This is a genomic window from Novosphingobium naphthalenivorans NBRC 102051 (genome assembly GCF_001590985.1).
Taxonomy (GTDB): domain Bacteria; phylum Pseudomonadota; class Alphaproteobacteria; order Sphingomonadales; family Sphingomonadaceae; genus Novosphingobium; species Novosphingobium naphthalenivorans.
Window position 1 is genome coordinate 1 of the sequence record NZ_BCTX01000087.1, and the last position, 17,390, is coordinate 17,390.

At 58.6% G+C, this 17,390-nt stretch carries 15 protein-coding genes; 14 read left to right on the top strand and 1 reads right to left on the bottom strand.

Translation table 11 applies throughout. The features are described 5' to 3' along the window. From NN5_RS20840 to NN5_RS20905, 14 genes are all read left to right on the top strand, one after another. On the top strand, nt 1–973 hold a 973-nt coding region (locus tag NN5_RS20840; RefSeq protein WP_067737796.1), incomplete at its 5' end, for an ABC transporter substrate-binding protein. Further along, nucleotides 970–2,175 (top strand): Gfo/Idh/MocA family protein, encoded by a 1,206-nt coding sequence (locus tag NN5_RS20845; protein ID WP_067737799.1) that lies wholly within the window; start codon nt 970–972, stop codon nt 2,173–2,175. The genes NN5_RS20840 and NN5_RS20845, both read left to right, overlap by 4 nt. A 14-nt stretch (nt 2,176–2,189) precedes the next feature. Beyond that, nucleotides 2,190–3,185, top strand: coding sequence for a dihydrodipicolinate synthase family protein (locus NN5_RS20850; RefSeq protein WP_067737800.1), 996 nt, complete (start codon nt 2,190–2,192; stop codon nt 3,183–3,185). Then, complete coding sequence (locus NN5_RS20855; RefSeq protein ID WP_067737803.1) at nt 3,182–3,628, top strand: nuclear transport factor 2 family protein; 447 nt, start codon at nt 3,182–3,184, stop codon at nt 3,626–3,628. Before NN5_RS20850 ends, NN5_RS20855 begins: the two co-directional genes overlap by 4 nt. Before the next feature lie 47 nt (nt 3,629–3,675). Next, the gene (locus NN5_RS20860) at nt 3,676–5,043 is read left to right on the top strand and encodes an MFS transporter (protein ID WP_067737806.1); all 1,368 of its coding nucleotides are present in this window, start codon (nt 3,676–3,678) and stop codon (nt 5,041–5,043) included. A gap of 86 nt (nt 5,044–5,129) precedes the next feature. Beyond that, nucleotides 5,130–5,870: a TetR/AcrR family transcriptional regulator gene (locus tag NN5_RS20865; protein ID WP_169801028.1), complete on the top strand. Its 741-nt coding sequence runs from the start codon at nt 5,130–5,132 to the stop codon at nt 5,868–5,870. 311 nt (nt 5,871–6,181) lie between these two features. Further along, nucleotides 6,182–7,063, top strand: a complete 882-nt coding sequence (locus tag NN5_RS20870) for a VOC family protein (RefSeq protein ID WP_067737811.1) — start codon at nt 6,182–6,184, stop codon at nt 7,061–7,063. A 257-nt stretch (nt 7,064–7,320) separates the two neighbouring features. Continuing rightward, nucleotides 7,321–8,823: a TonB-dependent receptor gene (locus NN5_RS20875; RefSeq protein ID WP_067737814.1), complete on the top strand. Its 1,503-nt coding sequence runs from the start codon at nt 7,321–7,323 to the stop codon at nt 8,821–8,823. A 168-nt stretch (nt 8,824–8,991) separates the two neighbouring features. After that, nucleotides 8,992–10,089 (top strand): LLM class flavin-dependent oxidoreductase, encoded by a 1,098-nt coding sequence (locus NN5_RS20880; RefSeq protein ID WP_007015353.1) that lies wholly within the window; start codon nt 8,992–8,994, stop codon nt 10,087–10,089. A 68-nt stretch (nt 10,090–10,157) separates the two neighbouring features. After that, nucleotides 10,158–12,617 carry a TonB-dependent receptor gene (locus NN5_RS20885; RefSeq protein ID WP_067737816.1) on the top strand — a complete coding sequence of 820 codons (2,460 nt, stop codon included), beginning with the start codon at nt 10,158–10,160 and terminating at the stop codon, nt 12,615–12,617. 466 nt (nt 12,618–13,083) lie between these two features. Further along, nucleotides 13,084–13,881, top strand: coding sequence for an SDR family NAD(P)-dependent oxidoreductase (locus NN5_RS20890; protein WP_067737820.1), 798 nt, complete (start codon nt 13,084–13,086; stop codon nt 13,879–13,881). 62 nt (nt 13,882–13,943) lie between these two features. Then, the gene (locus tag NN5_RS20895) at nt 13,944–15,173 is read left to right on the top strand and encodes a dienelactone hydrolase family protein (RefSeq protein ID WP_217998722.1); all 1,230 of its coding nucleotides are present in this window, start codon (nt 13,944–13,946) and stop codon (nt 15,171–15,173) included. Between the two features lie 255 nt (nt 15,174–15,428). Next, nucleotides 15,429–16,313 (top strand): VOC family protein, encoded by an 885-nt coding sequence (locus tag NN5_RS25365; RefSeq protein ID WP_160289715.1) that lies wholly within the window; start codon nt 15,429–15,431, stop codon nt 16,311–16,313. 109 nt (nt 16,314–16,422) lie between these two features. Next, the gene (locus tag NN5_RS20905) at nt 16,423–16,854 is read left to right on the top strand and encodes an aldehyde dehydrogenase family protein (RefSeq protein WP_037486798.1); all 432 of its coding nucleotides are present in this window, start codon (nt 16,423–16,425) and stop codon (nt 16,852–16,854) included. A gap of 98 nt (nt 16,855–16,952) precedes the next feature. Here the strand turns inward: NN5_RS20905 and NN5_RS20910 are convergent. Then, the coding region (locus NN5_RS20910) for a transposase (protein WP_157081240.1) at nt 16,953–17,390 on the bottom strand (438 nt) is incomplete at its 5' end.

The window sequence follows — 17,390 nt, forward strand, 5'->3', positions numbered from 1 at the left end:
CAGCTATGCGGGCCACCTCTCGGATCGGGTCCGCGATCTCTATCATGGCACGGTCGTGCCCGAGGGAATCGACCTGCACTTTCTCCCGATGTCGCCGGTGCAGGCATTCAACCGGGTATTGCGCGGCGAGTTCGCGTGCGGCGAGATGTCGTTCTCGACCTATATCCTGCGCGTCGCGCAGGGCAACGCCCCGTTCGTCGCAATCCCGGTGTTTCCGTCACGCACGTTCCGCCATGGCGCGATCTACGTCAACACCGCCGCCGGCATCGCCGCGCCCGCCGATCTGAAAGGGCGCCGCGTGGGTGTCCCCGAATATTCGATGACCGCCGCCGTCTGGGCGCGCGGCGCGCTGATGCACGAATATGGCGTCCAGCCGGACGACATCCATTGGGTGACCGGCGGCCTCACGGCCGCGGGCCGCCGCCCGCTGACTGACGTACAGATCGACGGCGTGACGATCGAGCATGAGGAGCAGCGCGCGCTGAACGACATGCTCGCGGACGGCGCCATCGACGCCCTGATCGCGCCGCAGGTGCCGCCGGCGCTTCTCGCTGGCGATGCGCGGATCGGCTATCTCTTTCCCGACGTGCCGAGCGTCGAGCGTGCCTATTTCGCGAAGACCTGCATTTTTCCGATCATGCATACCGTGGTTATCCGCCGCGACGTGTGGGAACGCGATCCCTGGATTGCGATTAGTCTCCAGCAGGCGTTCGAGCAAAGCAAGGCGAATTGTCTCACCGAGTTGGCGATCGACGAGCCGCTGCCAATTTCTTTGCCCTGGATCGGGCAATATGTCCGCTCGATCCGCGATACGTTTGGTGACGACTTCTGGCCCTATGGCATCGAGCCCAACCGGCCTACCATCGAGGCCCTGTGCGGTTTCCTTCACGAGCAAGGGCTGGCTCCGCGCCGCGTCGAAGTGAACGAGCTGTTCGCGCCCAACGTCCAGGCCAGCGCCGGAATCCGCCTGTGACCGATCGGGTGATGCCGGCGATGCGGCTGGGGATCATCGGCCTGGGGGGCGCGGCCAAGCAGATGATGCCGAGCTTTCTCAGCCACCCGCACGTCAGGATCAGCGCGGCCGCCGATCCCCGCGAGGAGGCGCGCCTTGCCTTCGGGACCGAATTCGGCGCGCGCACCCATGCCACGGCTGAAGCGCTGTGCGCCGACACGACGGTGGACGTGGTTTATATCGCCACGCCCCACCAGATGCATCGCGACCATGCCGCGCTGGCTGCCCGCGCGGGAAAGCACATCATCATCGAAAAGCCGATGGCGCTGACGCTGGAGGAATGCAGCGACATCATCGCGACAGCCGAGGCGAACGGCGTCCACCTGCTGGTCGGCCATACGCACAGCTTCGACACGCCGATCCTCAAGATGCGCGCGCTGATCCGCGAGGGCGCGATCGGGCCGGTTTCGATGATTAATTCGTGGAATTACGGCAATTTCCTCTACCGGCCCCGTCGGCCCGAGGAACTGCGCACCGATATGGGCGGCGGCATCATCTACAACCAGGTACCGCATCAGATCGACGTCGTGCGCCTGCTCGGCGGCGGCATGGTGCGCAGCGTGCGCTCGATGGCTTGGACGCTCGATCCCACCCGGCCGACCGAGGGGGCGCACGTTACGTTCCTGCAGTTCGAAAACGGCAGCGCAGCATCGCTGGTCTATAGTGGATACGACTATTTCGACACCGACGAGTTCCACTATTGGATCGGCGAACTGGGGGAGCCCAAGCAGCCCGATTGTCATGCAGCTTCGCGCAGAGCGCTGGAGGCGATCGCAGGCACCGGCTCGGAAGTCGCGGCCAAGGCGGCGGGCGGCTTCGGCGGCAGCCGCAGGCTGACGATTCCGCCCCAGAACGAATGGAACCACCCGCATTTCGGCGTGACGATCGTCAGCGGGCCGGATGGCGATCTGCGCCAGTCGGCACGCGGCGTCACCCAGTATGGCAGGAACGGCGTGGTCGAGCACCCGCTCGAGCCGCCGCGCGTATTTCCCGACAAGAGCGGTGTCATCGACGAGATGTACGACGCCTTCTCCGGCCTGCGCCCCATCCTGCACGACGGTGCCTGGGGTCGCGCGACCATGGAAGTCAGCGAAGCGATTCTGCGATCGGCGCGGGAAGGCCGCGAGATCGGCTTGTCGCATCAGGTACCAGTTAGGGATTGAGGAGAGCAGCCTTGATGCAGGCACAGGATTTCAAGGGACTTTATGCCATCATCCCGACGCCGGCGCGCGCCGGTGCACAGGCGATCGACGCCAGCGACACCGTCGCGCTGGACGAAACCGAGCGGCTGATCCGCGCGCTGATCGACGATGGGGCGAACGGCCTGATTGTCCTGGGTACCACCGGCGAATGTGCGACCATCTCGAACGAGGATTATCGCAGCTTCGTCGCGACGGTCGCCGAGACCGTAGGCAAGCGCATTCCGCTTTTCGTCGGCGCGACCGCGATGGGCGGCCACGAAGCCTACAAGCGGCTCGCCTTCGCGCGCGACCGGGGCGCCGACGGAACGCTGCTCGGCCTGCCGATGTGGCAACCCTGCACCGTCGATATGGCCGTGCGCTTCTATGCCGAGGTCGGACAGGCATTCCCCGATCTGGCAGTGATGGTCTACGCAAATGCGCGCGCCTTCCGCTTCTCCTTTCCCACCGATTTCTGGGCGCGGATCGCGAAGGAGGCGCCGACGGTGACGTCGGCCAAATCATCCCAGCCCACCAATCTCGCGGAGAATATCGCCGCGACCGGGGGGCGGATTCATTTCATGCCGAGCGACATGGTCGCGGCCAAGTTTCAGGCGATCTCGCCGGCAACAACCACGTCCTGTTGGGCGACCGCGGCCGGTATGGGGCCGGAGCCGTCGCGCGCACTGATCGACGCGATTCTGGCTGCCGATACCGATCGGGCCAGGCATATCGACGAACGGATCGCATGGAGCATCGCCCCGCTCGCCCCAATGCTGGGGAATCCCGAGCTGTTCGCCAGCTACAATACCCAGATGGAAAAGACGCGCATGGCTGAAGCCAACTATTGCGATCCGGGTCCTGTCCGCCCGCCTTACGACGTGTTCCCCGCGGACTATGCCGAGGCCGCGCGCGAAGCCGGGCGGCGCTGGCGCCTGCTTAGGGAAGAATTCGCCCGCGAACGAGCGGCCGCGGCGACGAAGGCTGTGTCATGACGATCGGCGTTCCCATCAAGGATGCGGCGCTGCGGGCCGAGCTCGAAGCGCTGATTGCCGAGCATGCTTATCGGCTTGACATGAACTGCTCGGAGAATTTGGCCGAACTCTACACCGAGGACGGCAGCTTAATCGCTCCCAATTTCGCGTGCGAAGGCCCCGAGGCGATCAATGACTATGGCCGCGACCGCGCGGCGGCGAAGACTCGCCGTGTCCGCCATGTCTGCACCAACTTCCGCTTTTGGGAGGACGGGCCGGACCAGGCGCGCGGGCTCTGCTTCATCCTGCTGTTCCGCTCGAATGGGTCGGATCTATCGCCCGCCGAGCCGATCGCGCTCGCTGACGCGCACGACATCTATCGGCGGTGTCCGGACGGGGCGTGGCGGATAAAGGAACGCCGCGTAGTGCTGTCTTTCGAATCCGCAGCACACGAATCGAGCTGAGTCCCAGGAGGGGGCGGCGCGAACACGTATTATTTCTGCGGAGAAAGATGATCATGCCTGGCGGAGCCCCTTCCGGTACCGAACATTCGGCAATAGCCGCGCTCGACCAGGGCCGCCTGCGGGCGATCCAAATTCGCGTGTTCGTGCTGTGCGCGCTGGTGACAATGCTCGACGGGATCGACAATCAATCGATCGGGGTCGTCGCCCCCCTTATGAGCGCGGAGCTCGGTTTGAGCACGGCAGCGATGGGCCTCATCTTTTCGCTGACCCAAGTAGGCGCCACCATCGGAGCGCTGGCATTCGGACCGTTCGGCGACCGCTTCGGACGCAGACCGGCGATCATCCTCAGTGTCTCGACGATGACGGTATTTACCCTGCTGACGGCGCTCGTTCCGTCGTTCGGGCTGCTGCTGGCCACGCGGTTTCTAGCGGGCATCGGGCTTGCCGGAGTGTTCGCATCGGCGCTGGCATTGACGTCGGAATACGCACCCATGCGGCTCCGCGGGACGCTGGTCTCAGTCGTTTACGCCGGCTATCCGGCGGGCGCGGCTCTGGGGGGGGTGATGGCCGCGGTCATTCTCCAGCAGCACGACTGGCGGCTCGTTCTCTACATGGGCGCGGCGCTCGGTGCTCTCGTGATCGTGCTCATCCTGTTGCTGCTGCCGGAATCGCCTCGCTTCCTGATCGAAGCGGGCACCCACCGCGAACGGCTCGACCGCTTGCTCGTGAAGCTGGGCTTGGATCCCGCTGCTGCGGATGTATCGCGGGCTGCGGTCTCGTCACATCCTCGACCCCGCCAATCGCTTTGGTCGGTTTTCGAAGGAGGGCTGGCACCGCTCACGATCTTGCTCTGCCTGCTCAACCTGTTCGTGTCAGCGACCACCAAGATCATGGTCGTCTGGTTTCCCTCGATCCTTGCGGAGAGTGGCTTCTCGATATCACAGGCCGCATTTTCGCAGGCGGCGTTCAATGTCGGCTGTGTTGCCGCCATGCTGATCGCGGGGTGGCTGGTCGACCGCTTCGGTGCGCTGCGCACGATCGTACCTGCGTTGTTCTTCGACGCGCTCTCGATCTGGTGCCTTGGATTCACCGCGAGCAATTTCGCGGCCACGATTGTCGTGGCCGGCCTGGTTGGCGCATTCATAGGAATAGGCGCGTCCGGAGCGCAGGCGCTGGCAGCGCAGCTGTTTCCGGTTCGGGTGCGCTCTACGGGGATCGGTTGGGGAACCTCGGCTGCGCGCTTCGGCCAAGTGATCTCGCCGTTGCTGGTCGGGATCGTCCTGGCGGGCGGCATGAGCACATCGCGCATCTATGCGGGTCTCGCGCTCAGTCCGCTGATCGCTGCGTTTGTCGCTGCCGCGTTCGTCCGTGCCACGCGCCGTCGCGAGGAGAAGGCGCGCGCCCAGTCGACGTGATGATCGTTGCGTCTAGTTCGCAAGCCTGTCGGCACCAGCGCCCTTCCCGTGGTCGAAACCGCGCGAAAGGTGTGATAACGCGAACCATGCAGGCGACGGGGGGCCGGATGGTGGTGCGCGTTCGGGAACGGAACAAGGCAGAGAAGCGCGAGCGTATCAGGCTGGCCGCGCTGAAGCTGTTCTCCGAATATGGTTATGACGCGACGACGCTGCGTGATGTGGCACGCGAAGCGCATGTCGCGCTCGGCACCTTGTCGCTCTACGCGGCGGACAAGCGCGATCTCACGTTGCTGGTCTTCAACGAAATCACCGTCAGCACGATGGAGGCCGCGATCGACGTCACGCGTTCGCGCGAAATCCCGTTCGAGGAACGGATACTCACCTTTTTCACGCCCTTCTATCGGGACTGGGCGGACAATCCCCGACTCGCCCGCATCTTCCTTCAGATCAACTATTATTCCGGCGGAATGCACGGGGAGGAATACACGCGGACCCGCCGCTCCATCGCCCGGCAACTGGAGTTCATGGTCGAGGATGCGATCAATCGTGGCGAAATTCGCCCTCCCGAGACCACCGATGTCGTTGCGCAGCACTTTTTCCTGATCTTTTCGGCAACGGCGCGATGGTGGATCGGCGGAGACAATCCGGTCGCGGAGGAGGGCATCGCTTATCTGCGGCGTCTCATCCGGCTCCAGATCATGGGCCTGATCCAACAAGCGCGGGTCAGTACCCTGAAATCCAAGTCGGGAGCTGACGGGTCGGGCGCCATTGCCGATTCCGAAACACCGCGCCGGCGGCGTACCCGCGGAAGCCGCCAGAACGTTTAGGACACCCGGCCGGACGCATCATCGACCGGATCGGAAGCCGCGCAAGGTCGACGAACATGGTCGTGTCCGATGCAATCGGACACTGTACCGCCCCAAAAATGCATTCGATCGGATTCGTGCTGCGAAAACCTGTTTGCGTCCGCGTAGGGCCGGTCCCGTCCACGCCGTTCTACACGAGCTCCCCAACCGCCACTATGTGCCCGTTACCGGCTAAAAAAATGGACATGTACCTGCAATTTCACTAGGGTTGTCGGGCGGGTCATCTTTGCCGACGCTTCGAGCGACGGCGGTCGGCGCGATTGAGGAAGGGAATGGACATGCAGGAGCGGGCACCGCGAGTTCAAGGCATTCATCGGCTGGCGTTGCGCGTACCCGACCTTGACGAGGCGCGACGTTTCTATCGTGATGTCTGGCTGTTGGAGGATCGTGGCTCCGACCTGGATTTTGCCGGGTTTCGAAGCGGGAGAGAAGACCACGACGATCTGGTGCTCGCTGAAGGGTCATCGCAAGTCGCGCACCTTGCCTTTCAAGTCCCATCGACAGACGATCTCGACGCGATCGCGACGCGGCTCGCTGCCGCCGGCCTCGCTCCGCAGCCGGTTTCGGAACAGGACCTGTTCCGCAGCGACCAAGCGGCGATTGTTGTGGAGGATCCCGACGGACGCCACGTCTGGCTCGTGACGCCACGGCCGGATGCCGCCGAAGTTGTGACGCCGCCAGCCGCCCTCGCACCCGACCGCATCGGACATATCGTCCTGTGGACGCCAGACCAGGACGCGGCGGAGCGCTTCTATGCGACGCTGGGATTTCAGGTCACCGATCGGACAAATGCGGGGATGTCGTTCCTGCGCTGCAACGCCGATCATCATTCGCTCGCGCTGATGAAGAGCCGGGAGGGGCGGACGGGACTCCAGCATGTGGCCTATGACGTCGGCTCGCTGGACAATGTAATGCGAAATTTTGCGCGATTGCGTTCGCTGGGAGTGGACTGCATTTGGGGCGTCGGACGGCATGGCCCGGGGAACAACGTGTTCAGCTATTATACCGATCCCGCCGGCAACTATATCGAATATTACGGCGAAATGGAGCAATTTGATGCCAACGTGCCGGTCGAGCCTCAGATATGGGGCCCGCAACACAAAGGCGATGTTTGGGGCGTTGCGGGCATCCCGCCCCTCGGCTTTCGCGAATAGCGCGTGACCGCGCGTCGATTATCCCGCTAGCCGGCGTGTGGCCATCGGTGTGACGGCAGGTCCCTGATCGACTGACGCCCCGCGACACGCGTCGTCACATCACGAACAAATATATCCCACCCGGCCCAGGGCTGAGAGTGACCGTCGCCGTCTGCGGTCAGGCACCACGATTTTGCGCACCCTCACGATTTTAATGGACACGTCCGGTTTTCTAATATAATGGACATATTCATAATAGAAAATTTGGGAGGGGTGATATGAAGGCGTTGATATCTGTCGCAGTCCTGTGCGGGTCGATCAGTTTGCCGGCGATGGCGCAAACCGCGCCGGCTGTCGCCGACCCATCGGCAAGCCCTGCAGTACCGGTCGCCGAAAGCCAGGATACGACTGCGTCCAGCCCCACGCAGGTAAACGAGGGCGGCATCGCCGACATCGTCGTGACCGCCACTCGCCGCGAGGAACGCCTGCAGAAGATTCCCGTCACCGTCACCGCGGTCACAGGCGAGGCGCTTCAGTCGAGCGGCGTGCTCGACACCCGCCAGCTGACGCAAGTCGTTCCGGGTCTGGTCGGAAGCCGCAACGCCGGCGTGAATCAGCCGGTGATCCGGGGGGTCGGCAGCGGCGGCGTGGTCGGCGACGAGTCGAGCATCGCGACCTATATCGACGGCGTCTACCAGCCCGATCCTTGGACCACCAATCTCGACTTGGTCGAAATTCAGCGCGTCGAAGTGCTGCGCGGTCCGCAGGGCACGCTGTTCGGCCGCAACGCCACCGGCGGACTGATCAACATCATCACGCCTGATCCCAGCTTCGGCTTCCGCGGCCATATCACCGCAAGCGCGGGCATGCTCCGTGACGCAGGGGACTACGATCTGCGCGGCTATGTAACCGGCGGGCTTTCCGACAAGATCGCGTTCGATTTTGCCGGCCTCTACAAGAGAACAGACAATTATATCACCGATCTGGTGCGGGGCGGCTTGGGCTACGGTGAGGACACCTATTTCTCACTACGCAGCAAATTGTTGTTTCGGCCGAGCGACAGCGCACAGTTCGTCCTCACCGGCGACTATGCCAAGCGTGATGGCGGTTCCAACGCCAACCAGCTTTATCAGAACAACACGGTCGCACGCTCCTATCCGGGCGTAATCCTCCCCACCGGGCCATGGCAGGCTGCGTACAACTACGAGCCTCAGCTCAACATGGAGCGCTTCGGTCTCACCTTGCAATCGCGCTTCGATACTGGATCGGTCGGGATCGAGACCGCCACGTCGTATCAGAACGGCGAGATCTACCAGCAGCAGGATCGGGATTCGTCCAACATCAATCTTGGGCTGGGCCAAGTGAACACGCGCCAACGAAGCTTCACTCAGGAAATTCGCGTTCTGTCGAGCAGTTCCGGTCCGTTGCAATGGCTGGCCGGCGCCTATTTCTATACCAGCCACCTCGACGGCACCGTGCCGACTACGACGCCTTCGCGCGTGCCGCCGCCGACGCTGCCGACCCTCTCAACGACGACGACGTCGCCTGACGTGCGTGTGTCCTCACTCGCCGGCTTCCTTGAGGGCACCTATTCGCTGACCAACACGCTGTTCCTGACTGCCGGCGGTCGCTACACAACCGAGGTGCGCAAGTTCGAGCAAGCTTCGAACGGCGTGGCCCTGTTTCCGCAGCAACGAAGCCGCTTCGAGAAATTTACCTATCGCGGCGCGATCCGCTGGCAGTTCGATCCCGACGTCAGGCATTGGCCAAGCGTTATCTAGAACTTGGCGTCAGTTTCATTGCCGTTGGGACCGATATTTCTCTCCTTGCGCGCGGAGCTGAGCAACTGTGCGCTCGGTTCCGATCAATGAATGGGGAAAGCTGATGATACGAAGTTTGCTGTCTCGCAAATAAAATTACAGATATCTTGGGAAAGGATAAGCTCCAAAATGAGCAACAGGATGCACAGCGCCAATGCCTTGAAGATTGGTCTCTTCGGCGCGAACTGTTCCAATGGCCTTGCAGCCACGACAGTGCCAGAACGGTGGGAGGCGAACTGGGATAACAATCTCTCGCTTGCTCGCATGGCTGATGAAGCGGGTCTGGAGTTCATGCTTCCGATCGCGCGCTGGCGCGGTTTTGGGGGAGAATCGCAGTTTCAGGAGAGCGTCTTGGAGACGGTTACTTGGGCGGCGGGACTTCTCGCGGCCACTACCGGGATAACGGTATTTGCCACAACACACGTTTCCTACTTTCATCCGGTGGTCGCGGCCAAGCAGATTGCGACAATGGATCACATCGGTGGCGGACGATACGGGCTCAATATAGTCTGCGGTTGGAGTCAGGCTGAATTTGACATGTTCGGAATCAAGCTCTCGCTTGAGACCGAGGGAAGGTATGAATACGGCCAGGAGTGGTTCGACATTGTTCGCAAAATTTGGACGAGCAGCGAGCCATTCGACTGGAGCGGCAAATATTTCAATTTGCGCGGCGTGAAGGGGCATCCAAAGCCGACAGGTGGCGTGCTCCCTCCCATCATGAACGCCGGAGCGTCGGGTCCCGGCCAGGATTTCGGAGCGAGGAACGCCGATAGTTGCTTTATCACGATGGTCTCACCCGAAAAAGGCAAGATGGAAGTGGAGGCGATCAAGCGGAGCGCCAAAGAAAAATACCTTAGAGATGTAACAGTATCTACTAACTGCTATGTTGTTTGCCGAAATACGCGCAAGGAAGCAGAAGAATATCACCGATACTATACGGAAGAATGCGGAGATCATGAGGCGGCAGAAAATCTTATGTCTTCACTTGGCGTGAGTAGTAAATCATTTTCTGCAGAGCATTACAAATTATACAAAACCAGATTTCTTGGGGGCCACGGAGGCTATCCTATCATCGGAAGTCCGGATGACGTTGCGGATGAACTGGAGAAGATTTCGCATGCCGGTTACGCCAGCGTTGCTTTGAGCTTTGTCAATTATCTGAACGAGCTTCCATTGTTCAGGGATGAAGTTTTGACGAGACTAGCCGCAAGGGGTGTAAGAGCTTGACGGTTATGTTATTAAAGAAATTAGGGTTTAATAGCTAAATATAAGCTTACATAGAAAGGGGAGATGTCATGAACGTTACTAAGGATAAGGCGGTAAGGTCGAAAATTTCATACTTCAGGTATTCGACGGCTCTTGCCGGGCTTCTGTCGTTTGGGAATAATGCTCTTGCTCAAACAGCAGTATCCAATGAACAAGCAGCAGAGCCCAATGGAACTGTCGGCATCGAGGAAATCATCGTTACTGCACAGAAGAAGTCGGAAAACGTTCAGAAGGTCGGGATTGCCATTCAGGCTTTCACGGGCGACGATCTGGCCGAGCGCGGAATTCAATCAAGTACGCAATTGGTTGATGTCACGCCCGGCCTCGCTCTATCTAGCGCCGGTGGCGGCACAGAGAGCCACTTTTCCATTCGCGGTGTGACGCAGAGCGATTACAATGACATTGTCGAGTCTCCGAATGCGGTTTACCTGGACGATGGCTATATGCCCTTCCAGGGCGCTCAGACCTTCATGATGATGGATTTGGAGCGCGTTGAGATACAAAAAGGGCCGCAAGGCACGCTCTTCGGCCGAAATGCAACCGGTGGCCTTATCCAGTTCATTTCGAGGAAGCCGAGCCTGACCGAGTATTCCGGCTATCTTTCGTTGGAGGCTGGTATGTTGGATAGCCCGACGAACCCGCTGCGCACCACAGTTGAGGGGGCCGTTGGAGGGCCGATCTCAGACAAGCTTGGTTTCCGGATTGCCGCAAAAGGCTTCAAGCTCTCGCCCTTCGTGATCAACAGGTATCCCGAACAGCTATTCGAAGGCCCGCTTTCGGGCGACGGCGCAGACCTTGGTGCCGAACGCATGCTGGCGGTACGCGGCATTCTCCTTTTCAAGCCGAGCGAGTCGTTTTCAAGCGAGCTCACCGGCTTTGTCTTGCGCAGAACAATGTCGGCGGGTTTATTTGAGCAAGAACAGGCCGCTCCCGTCATCGATAGAAATGGCACGTGGGTCGATACGGTTGTGATTGGCCCAAATGAAACGAGACTGTCGATCGGCCCGGGTGGTGCCGATGCCGGTTGGGACGTCCAAAACACAGGCATCTTCATACCTGGACCTCCGGGAAGACCGGTTCCTGGCGGTGATTATTTCGGTTTTACGGGAATAAAGCCTTGGGTGACGTCTAGCTCTTACGGCTTTGACAAGGCGGGCCATGTCGACATGGAAGGCGTCAACCTGAAAAACACTTGGGATATCTCGGGTGCGATTACGCTGACGTCCGTCAGCGACTACAAGAAATTGTCAAAGCTGCAAACCGCCAACGGCGCTTCCGGACCGACTGCTGTAATATTCCCGACTATCGGCAATGAAGCCTGGTCATTTACCCAGGAACTTCGTCTCAATGGAAAGGCCGGAAACCTGCAGTGGCAAGCAGGCGCGTTTTACTTGCATACTGATATTGATGCGAACAGTGCGCTTGGCATCGGCCTTGCAAATCCACAAATATCCTTGAGCACGCTGGCATCCCAAAAAACCAATTCCTATTCCATTTTTGCGCAGGGCGACTGGTCCTTCGCGGACAAATGGAAGTTGATTCTAGGCGGACGCTATACGCAAGAGAAAAAACGTTCTTTGGTAACACAAACTATTTTCCTTCGACCCACTGAGTTGTACTATCCGAGGACTATAACGGACCCGGGCTACATCGCCACCATTGGGCCTCTCCCAGGCGGGCTTCCCTTTGCCGGCAGGTCAGACGATGGCCTCTGGGCAATGAAAGCACAGATCAACTACAGCCCGACCAACGATATGCTGCTTTATGCGGGCGTGAACAGGGGGGTCAAAGCGGGTGGCTTCAATTCTCCTCTTGCCGGCGGGCTTCCAATTCCTGCAAGTCTTCTATCTTACAAGCCAGAGGTGATTTGGGCTTTTGAAGGGGGCGTAAAGTCCTCGTGGTTTGATAATAGGCTTCAGGCAAACCTGTCGATCTTCCATTACGACTACAGGGATTACCAGGCATTCTTGTTCGCTGGCGTCGGCGGTGTCGTTCTAAATCGGGATTCAAAGACGAACGGCGGCGAACTTTCGATTAAGGCTGTTCCAGCGCGCGGGTTAAACATTACGGCCGGGGTTTCGTACACCGATGCGAAAGTCTACAATTTTCCTACCGACGTGACCGAGCAAGTGGTCCGCACCGTAAGGCCTTCATTCACTCCGAAATGGCGTTCGAACCTCGATGCGCGCTATTCTCATTCGTTCCATAACGGAACTCTAACTTGGGATGCGAACTGGACATATCGAAGCGAAATGTTCTTTTCGCTTCGCAATTTCGCGGCAGTATCGGACGTGGGGCACAGCAAATTCGGCGCTGGAATTAGCTGGGAGGATCATTCGGAACAGCTGAATTTTGGGCTGAGAGTGGAGAACTTGACCAACGAACGGATCAAGACCTCGGTGTTCGACGTCGCGTCGGTGTGCGGGTGCGTTGACGTGAGTTATGAATTGCCGAGGGTTTACACGCTTTCAGTGAGGTATAACTTTTAAACGGACCCAACTGATCGGAGGAAGCGGTTGGTCGCAGAAAAATACACCGGTTATCGATCGTCGAATTGCACCACGCATTCGGGATCGGGCGCTGTGATCGGCTTCTGCGTCCAACTGTGACTCTCGCGTTTTTACGCAACATCGGGGGATTGAGGTTCGAGCGGCAGTTATTTGACTTACGGATCTTGGATTTAGAGAGAAGCTAATCATGAATCACAAATTTGGTGCCTCACCGACCGATGAGTTGATCGACGACATTCGGAGAGATACACTCTACCGCACACAGCACGGGGACACAGCGCCGCCCAGTGGCGCTGGCCGATGCCAAGGACATCTATAGGCGCTGCCCCGATGGCCGGTGGCGCATTTACGAACGGCGCATCGAGGTCGTGTTTGAAACCGACGAGCACAGGCAAGGCTGATACGATCAGCCTACCGTAGTACCCGTCCCATGGGGAGTTGAGAGATGCCGGTAAAAGATTATTCTGATGTTGCGCTTGGTGATTTGATTTCGCTCGCTGGCCGGACGGCCGTGATTACGGGCGGTGCCGCAGGCATTGGCAAGTCGATTGCTCGCCGACTGGCCGAAGCTGGTGCAACCGTCATGATTGGCGATCTCGACGAAGGCAAGGCGCAATCTGTGGCCGCGAACCTTGCCGAAACGAGTTTGCCTCATGCAGGCGTCAAAGTCGATGTGCGCGACCATGCCTCGATTGCGGCGCTGGGCGACTTTGCGATTGCCAGGACCGGTCGATTGGACATCTGGATCAACAACGCAGGTGTTTTTCCTGCGGGCAAGGCGCTCGAATTGCCTGATGATGACTGGAGCCGGGTTCTGGATATCAATCTGCGCGGCACATTCTTCGGGGGTCGCGAGGCGGCGCTGCGGATGCAGGGGCAAGGCGTCATTGTCAATCTTGCCTCCGCGAACAGCTTCAACACGGGTGTGAGTGCTATCCACTATGTCGCTTCCAAACATGGAGTGGTTGGTGTGACCAAGAGCCTGGCCGTCGAATTGGCTGGAAAGGGCATCAGGGTTCTTGCTGTCGCTCCGACAATGACCACGTCTGACGGCGTAATGCAGATGCGCAAGCTCGGTCCAGAAGTCGCCGAAGGTTTGGACAACTTTGCCCATTCGCTTCCGCTCGGTCGCGCAGGCGTACCGGATGACGTCGCGCGAGTAGTGCTGTTTCTGGTTTCCGACCTTGCCGCCTTTATGACCGGGGCGGTCGTGCTGGTCGATGGCGGGGAATTAGCAAAATAGGCGATACGTGACCGCTGGATGTCCGGGTAATATTCCTCAACGGGAGCAGGAGTAAGATGCACATGAAGAATTTAGCAATCCAAGCAGCTGACGGCGGCAGGTTCAACGCTTATGTCGCCTTGCCGCCTGATCAGACCGGCCCAGGACTGGTCCTTCTGCATGAAGCCTTTGGCGTAACATCACATATGCGGCGAATGGCCGATAGGTTTGCCGAGGACGGCTATGTCGTCCTCGTTCCGGATCTGTACTGGCGAATTCAGCCTGGCGTCGAATTGAGCGACGCCGAGTTTGATCGCGCAATGGAGTTATATCAGAAATTCGATGCTGATCTTGCGATAAAGGACATCGAAGCAACCATTGGCACCATGCGGAAGATGTCACAGCATGTCGGTGGGGTCGGCGTGGTCGGTTTCTGTCTTGGTGGGACACTGGCCGCCTTGGCGGCGGCGAGGACGGATATCGATTGTGCGGTCAGCTATTACGGCGTTGGTATTGCCAATCATGTGGACGAACTGAAAAAGGTGAATATCCCGATCAGTTTCCACTACGGAACCGACGACGAGCATTGCCAGCCTGAATTTGAGGCGATGCAAGCCTTAGTAGATGCGCACCGGGACAATATGTCTCTTAAAATGTATCCAAATGTTGGTCATGGCTTCGCCAATGATGATCGGGCATTTTACGATCTGAGCGCCGCAGAATTGGCGTTTACGAGGGCGTTGACGACCATTCGTTCGGCGATTGGTCCGAAATTCGATATCGAGAGCATCTGGGAGACCCATCTCTATCATGAGTTCGTGACCAAGAATGCGGCTGAGACCCTCAAGACCATGGTCGAAAATCCCTACGTCAACATTGCTCCCACTCTTACGGGGGGCGTTGGTCACGATATGCTTTTGAGATTCTACAAGTACCACTTTGTTGATGTTCATCCCGAAGATACGAGGATGATATCGATTTCCAGGACCGTGGGCGTAAACCGTGTCGTCGATGAGATGATCATGTGTTTTACCCATGACCGGGAGATACCTTATCTTCTTCCTGGTATTGAGCCGACCGGTAGATACATGAAGGTTCCCATGGTTGCTATAGTCTCCTTCAAGGGGGGCAAGGTATACAATGAACATATTTATTGGGACCAGGCATCGGTTCTTGTTCAGGCCGGCTTGCTTGAGAAGAATGGTCTTCCAATCATGGGCTCGGAAATTGCCGACAAGCTTCTCGACAAGAACATCAGGCCTAACGATTTGATGATGGATATCTGGGCAACAAGTGAAGGAAAGCCGATATGATTGTGCTGAGGTTTACTATTATGAATCTATTTGAGTGTGATTACCTTGGATCCCATGATCTGACATCATGGGGCATTGGGTAGAGCCGTTGCGTCAGTTTCGGTGAGGCAGCGGCAGCTTGATCGTTTTTTTATTCAATCCGGCACGGGATATCGAGCTCAATTTGGTAGGCGCAAGGTTTCCAGTCAATCAAGCTTGGTATTACTTTTTGATTTTTTTGCCAATTGAAGTGCTGCATTAATGGAGTGTCTGAAAATGAGTTCAATCGCGCCCCGCCCCCGCGTGACAGGCATCCACAGCATAGCGCTGCGGGTACCTTGTTATGCCGAGGCCATTGCGTTCTATCGTGATGTCTGGCTGCTGGAGGATATGGGGGAACGGGATGATTCTCACGCCTTCCGGACGGCTTGCGCCGATCACGATAACCTCCTCCTGAGCAGCGGCGAACCGGGGATCGTAAATATTAGCCTCACTGTCGCTACTCGTGAAGATCTTCTGAGCCTTGAGCGCAAGATCGAAACGTCTAGCCACGTAGTGTATGCTTTGAGCGAAGCTGATTTGGCACCAGGCGAGGCGTACGGGCTTGTAACTACCGATCCCGATGGCCGGCAGATCCGACTTGTCGTGCCGACGCGTCCTGATCGGCCCTGCGAGGCAGTTGCCGACAGTCTGGCTCCGCAGAACATTGGGCATGTCGTGCTGTGGACTCCGGACTCATCAGTTTCTGAGGCATTCTATGGCTTGCTTGGTTTTTCAGTGACCGACAGGACGCATTTGGGGATGTCCTTTCTCAAATGCGGCAACGAGGACCACCATTCCCTTGCGCTGGTTGGCTCGAAGACGGGACGGGCAGGGCTTCAGCATCTCGCGTTCGATGTCGGTTCAATTGATAATGTCATGCGCAATTTTGCCAGGCTTCGGGACCTGGGTGTATCAATTTCGTGGGGTGTTGGACGACATGGACCTGGGAATAATGTCTTCAGTTATTATCAGGATCCGGCAGGAAACTTCGTCGAATATTATGGCGACATGCAGAAATTTCCGGTCGATGAGGACCTCGAAACCAGGTTCTGGGGGGCGGAACACAAAGGCGACGTCTGGGGTGTGGCGGGGGCACCTCCCGACGCCTTCAGGCAATAGTTGACGGAAGAGGATATGCCGCGCGCGCCGACTGAGTAACTGTCCCGTGGTGCATTTGTTTCCGTATCGGATTGGTGCGATTCCGTGAAAAGCAATTTTCGGAGATTTTATGAAAAGCATGGTCAAGTCCGCAAGGATGCTAATCGGTGGCGAACTCGTTGAGAGTGAGAGCGGGGAGTTCGTCTCTTCGATTGATCCGGCTACCGAGGAAGTCATTGGAAAGTTTCCTGCCGGTACAGCGCGTGATGTCGAAAAGGCCGTCGAAGCTGCGGAAGGGAGTTGGGAGGCCTGGAATGGAATCGGAGTCGCCGGTCGTGCCGAGGCCCTGCGCAGATTCGGTGAACTTATCATGGAACGGGCAGACGAACTTCTGGAAGTGGAAGTACGCGATACCGGAAACACGATCACCCCGATGCGAGGCGATGTAAAAACTGGTGTCGGCGGAATCAACTATTATGCCGGGTTAGGTTATGAACTGAAGGGGGAAACCGTTCCCTCCACGCCTAACAATCTGGGCACCTCCAACAACCCCGTGATCTGAGCGGATTTGTGCCTACGGCTTAGGATTTGGCGTGATTGCGAACCCTTTGTGGCTCGATATTGCCGGTTTTAGGTGGCGCTTCTCTCTTTTGGACGCAGCTATCCCGTCGCTGCCCTTCGCTCGTGGAAGACCAAGCGGTGCATGTTGTAGGCAAGGTTGGCCAGCGTGATCTTGGCTTCGGCGCGCTTGATGCCGATGGTTCGGATGAACAGCCCCATCTGGTCCTTCTGTCGGGCGAAGACGTGTTCAACGCGGGCGCGGACCTTCGATTTGGCGGCGTTGGCCTGCGCGGTGCGCTCGGGCATCGGCTTGCCGCGCGGCTTCCTGCGATGGATGCGGCTAACCCGGCTCTGCCGCTTGAGCCATGCCTCGTTGGCCTGACTGCGATAGGCGGTATCGGCCCAGACATCCGAGGCGGTGTTGTCGCTGGTGACGACATCGCGCAGCATCCGCCCATCGAAGCGCGCCGCATCGGTGACCTTGCATTTGCGGATAAAGCCGAAGGTCCGGCAGATCGACACGCTGCTCTTGTAGCG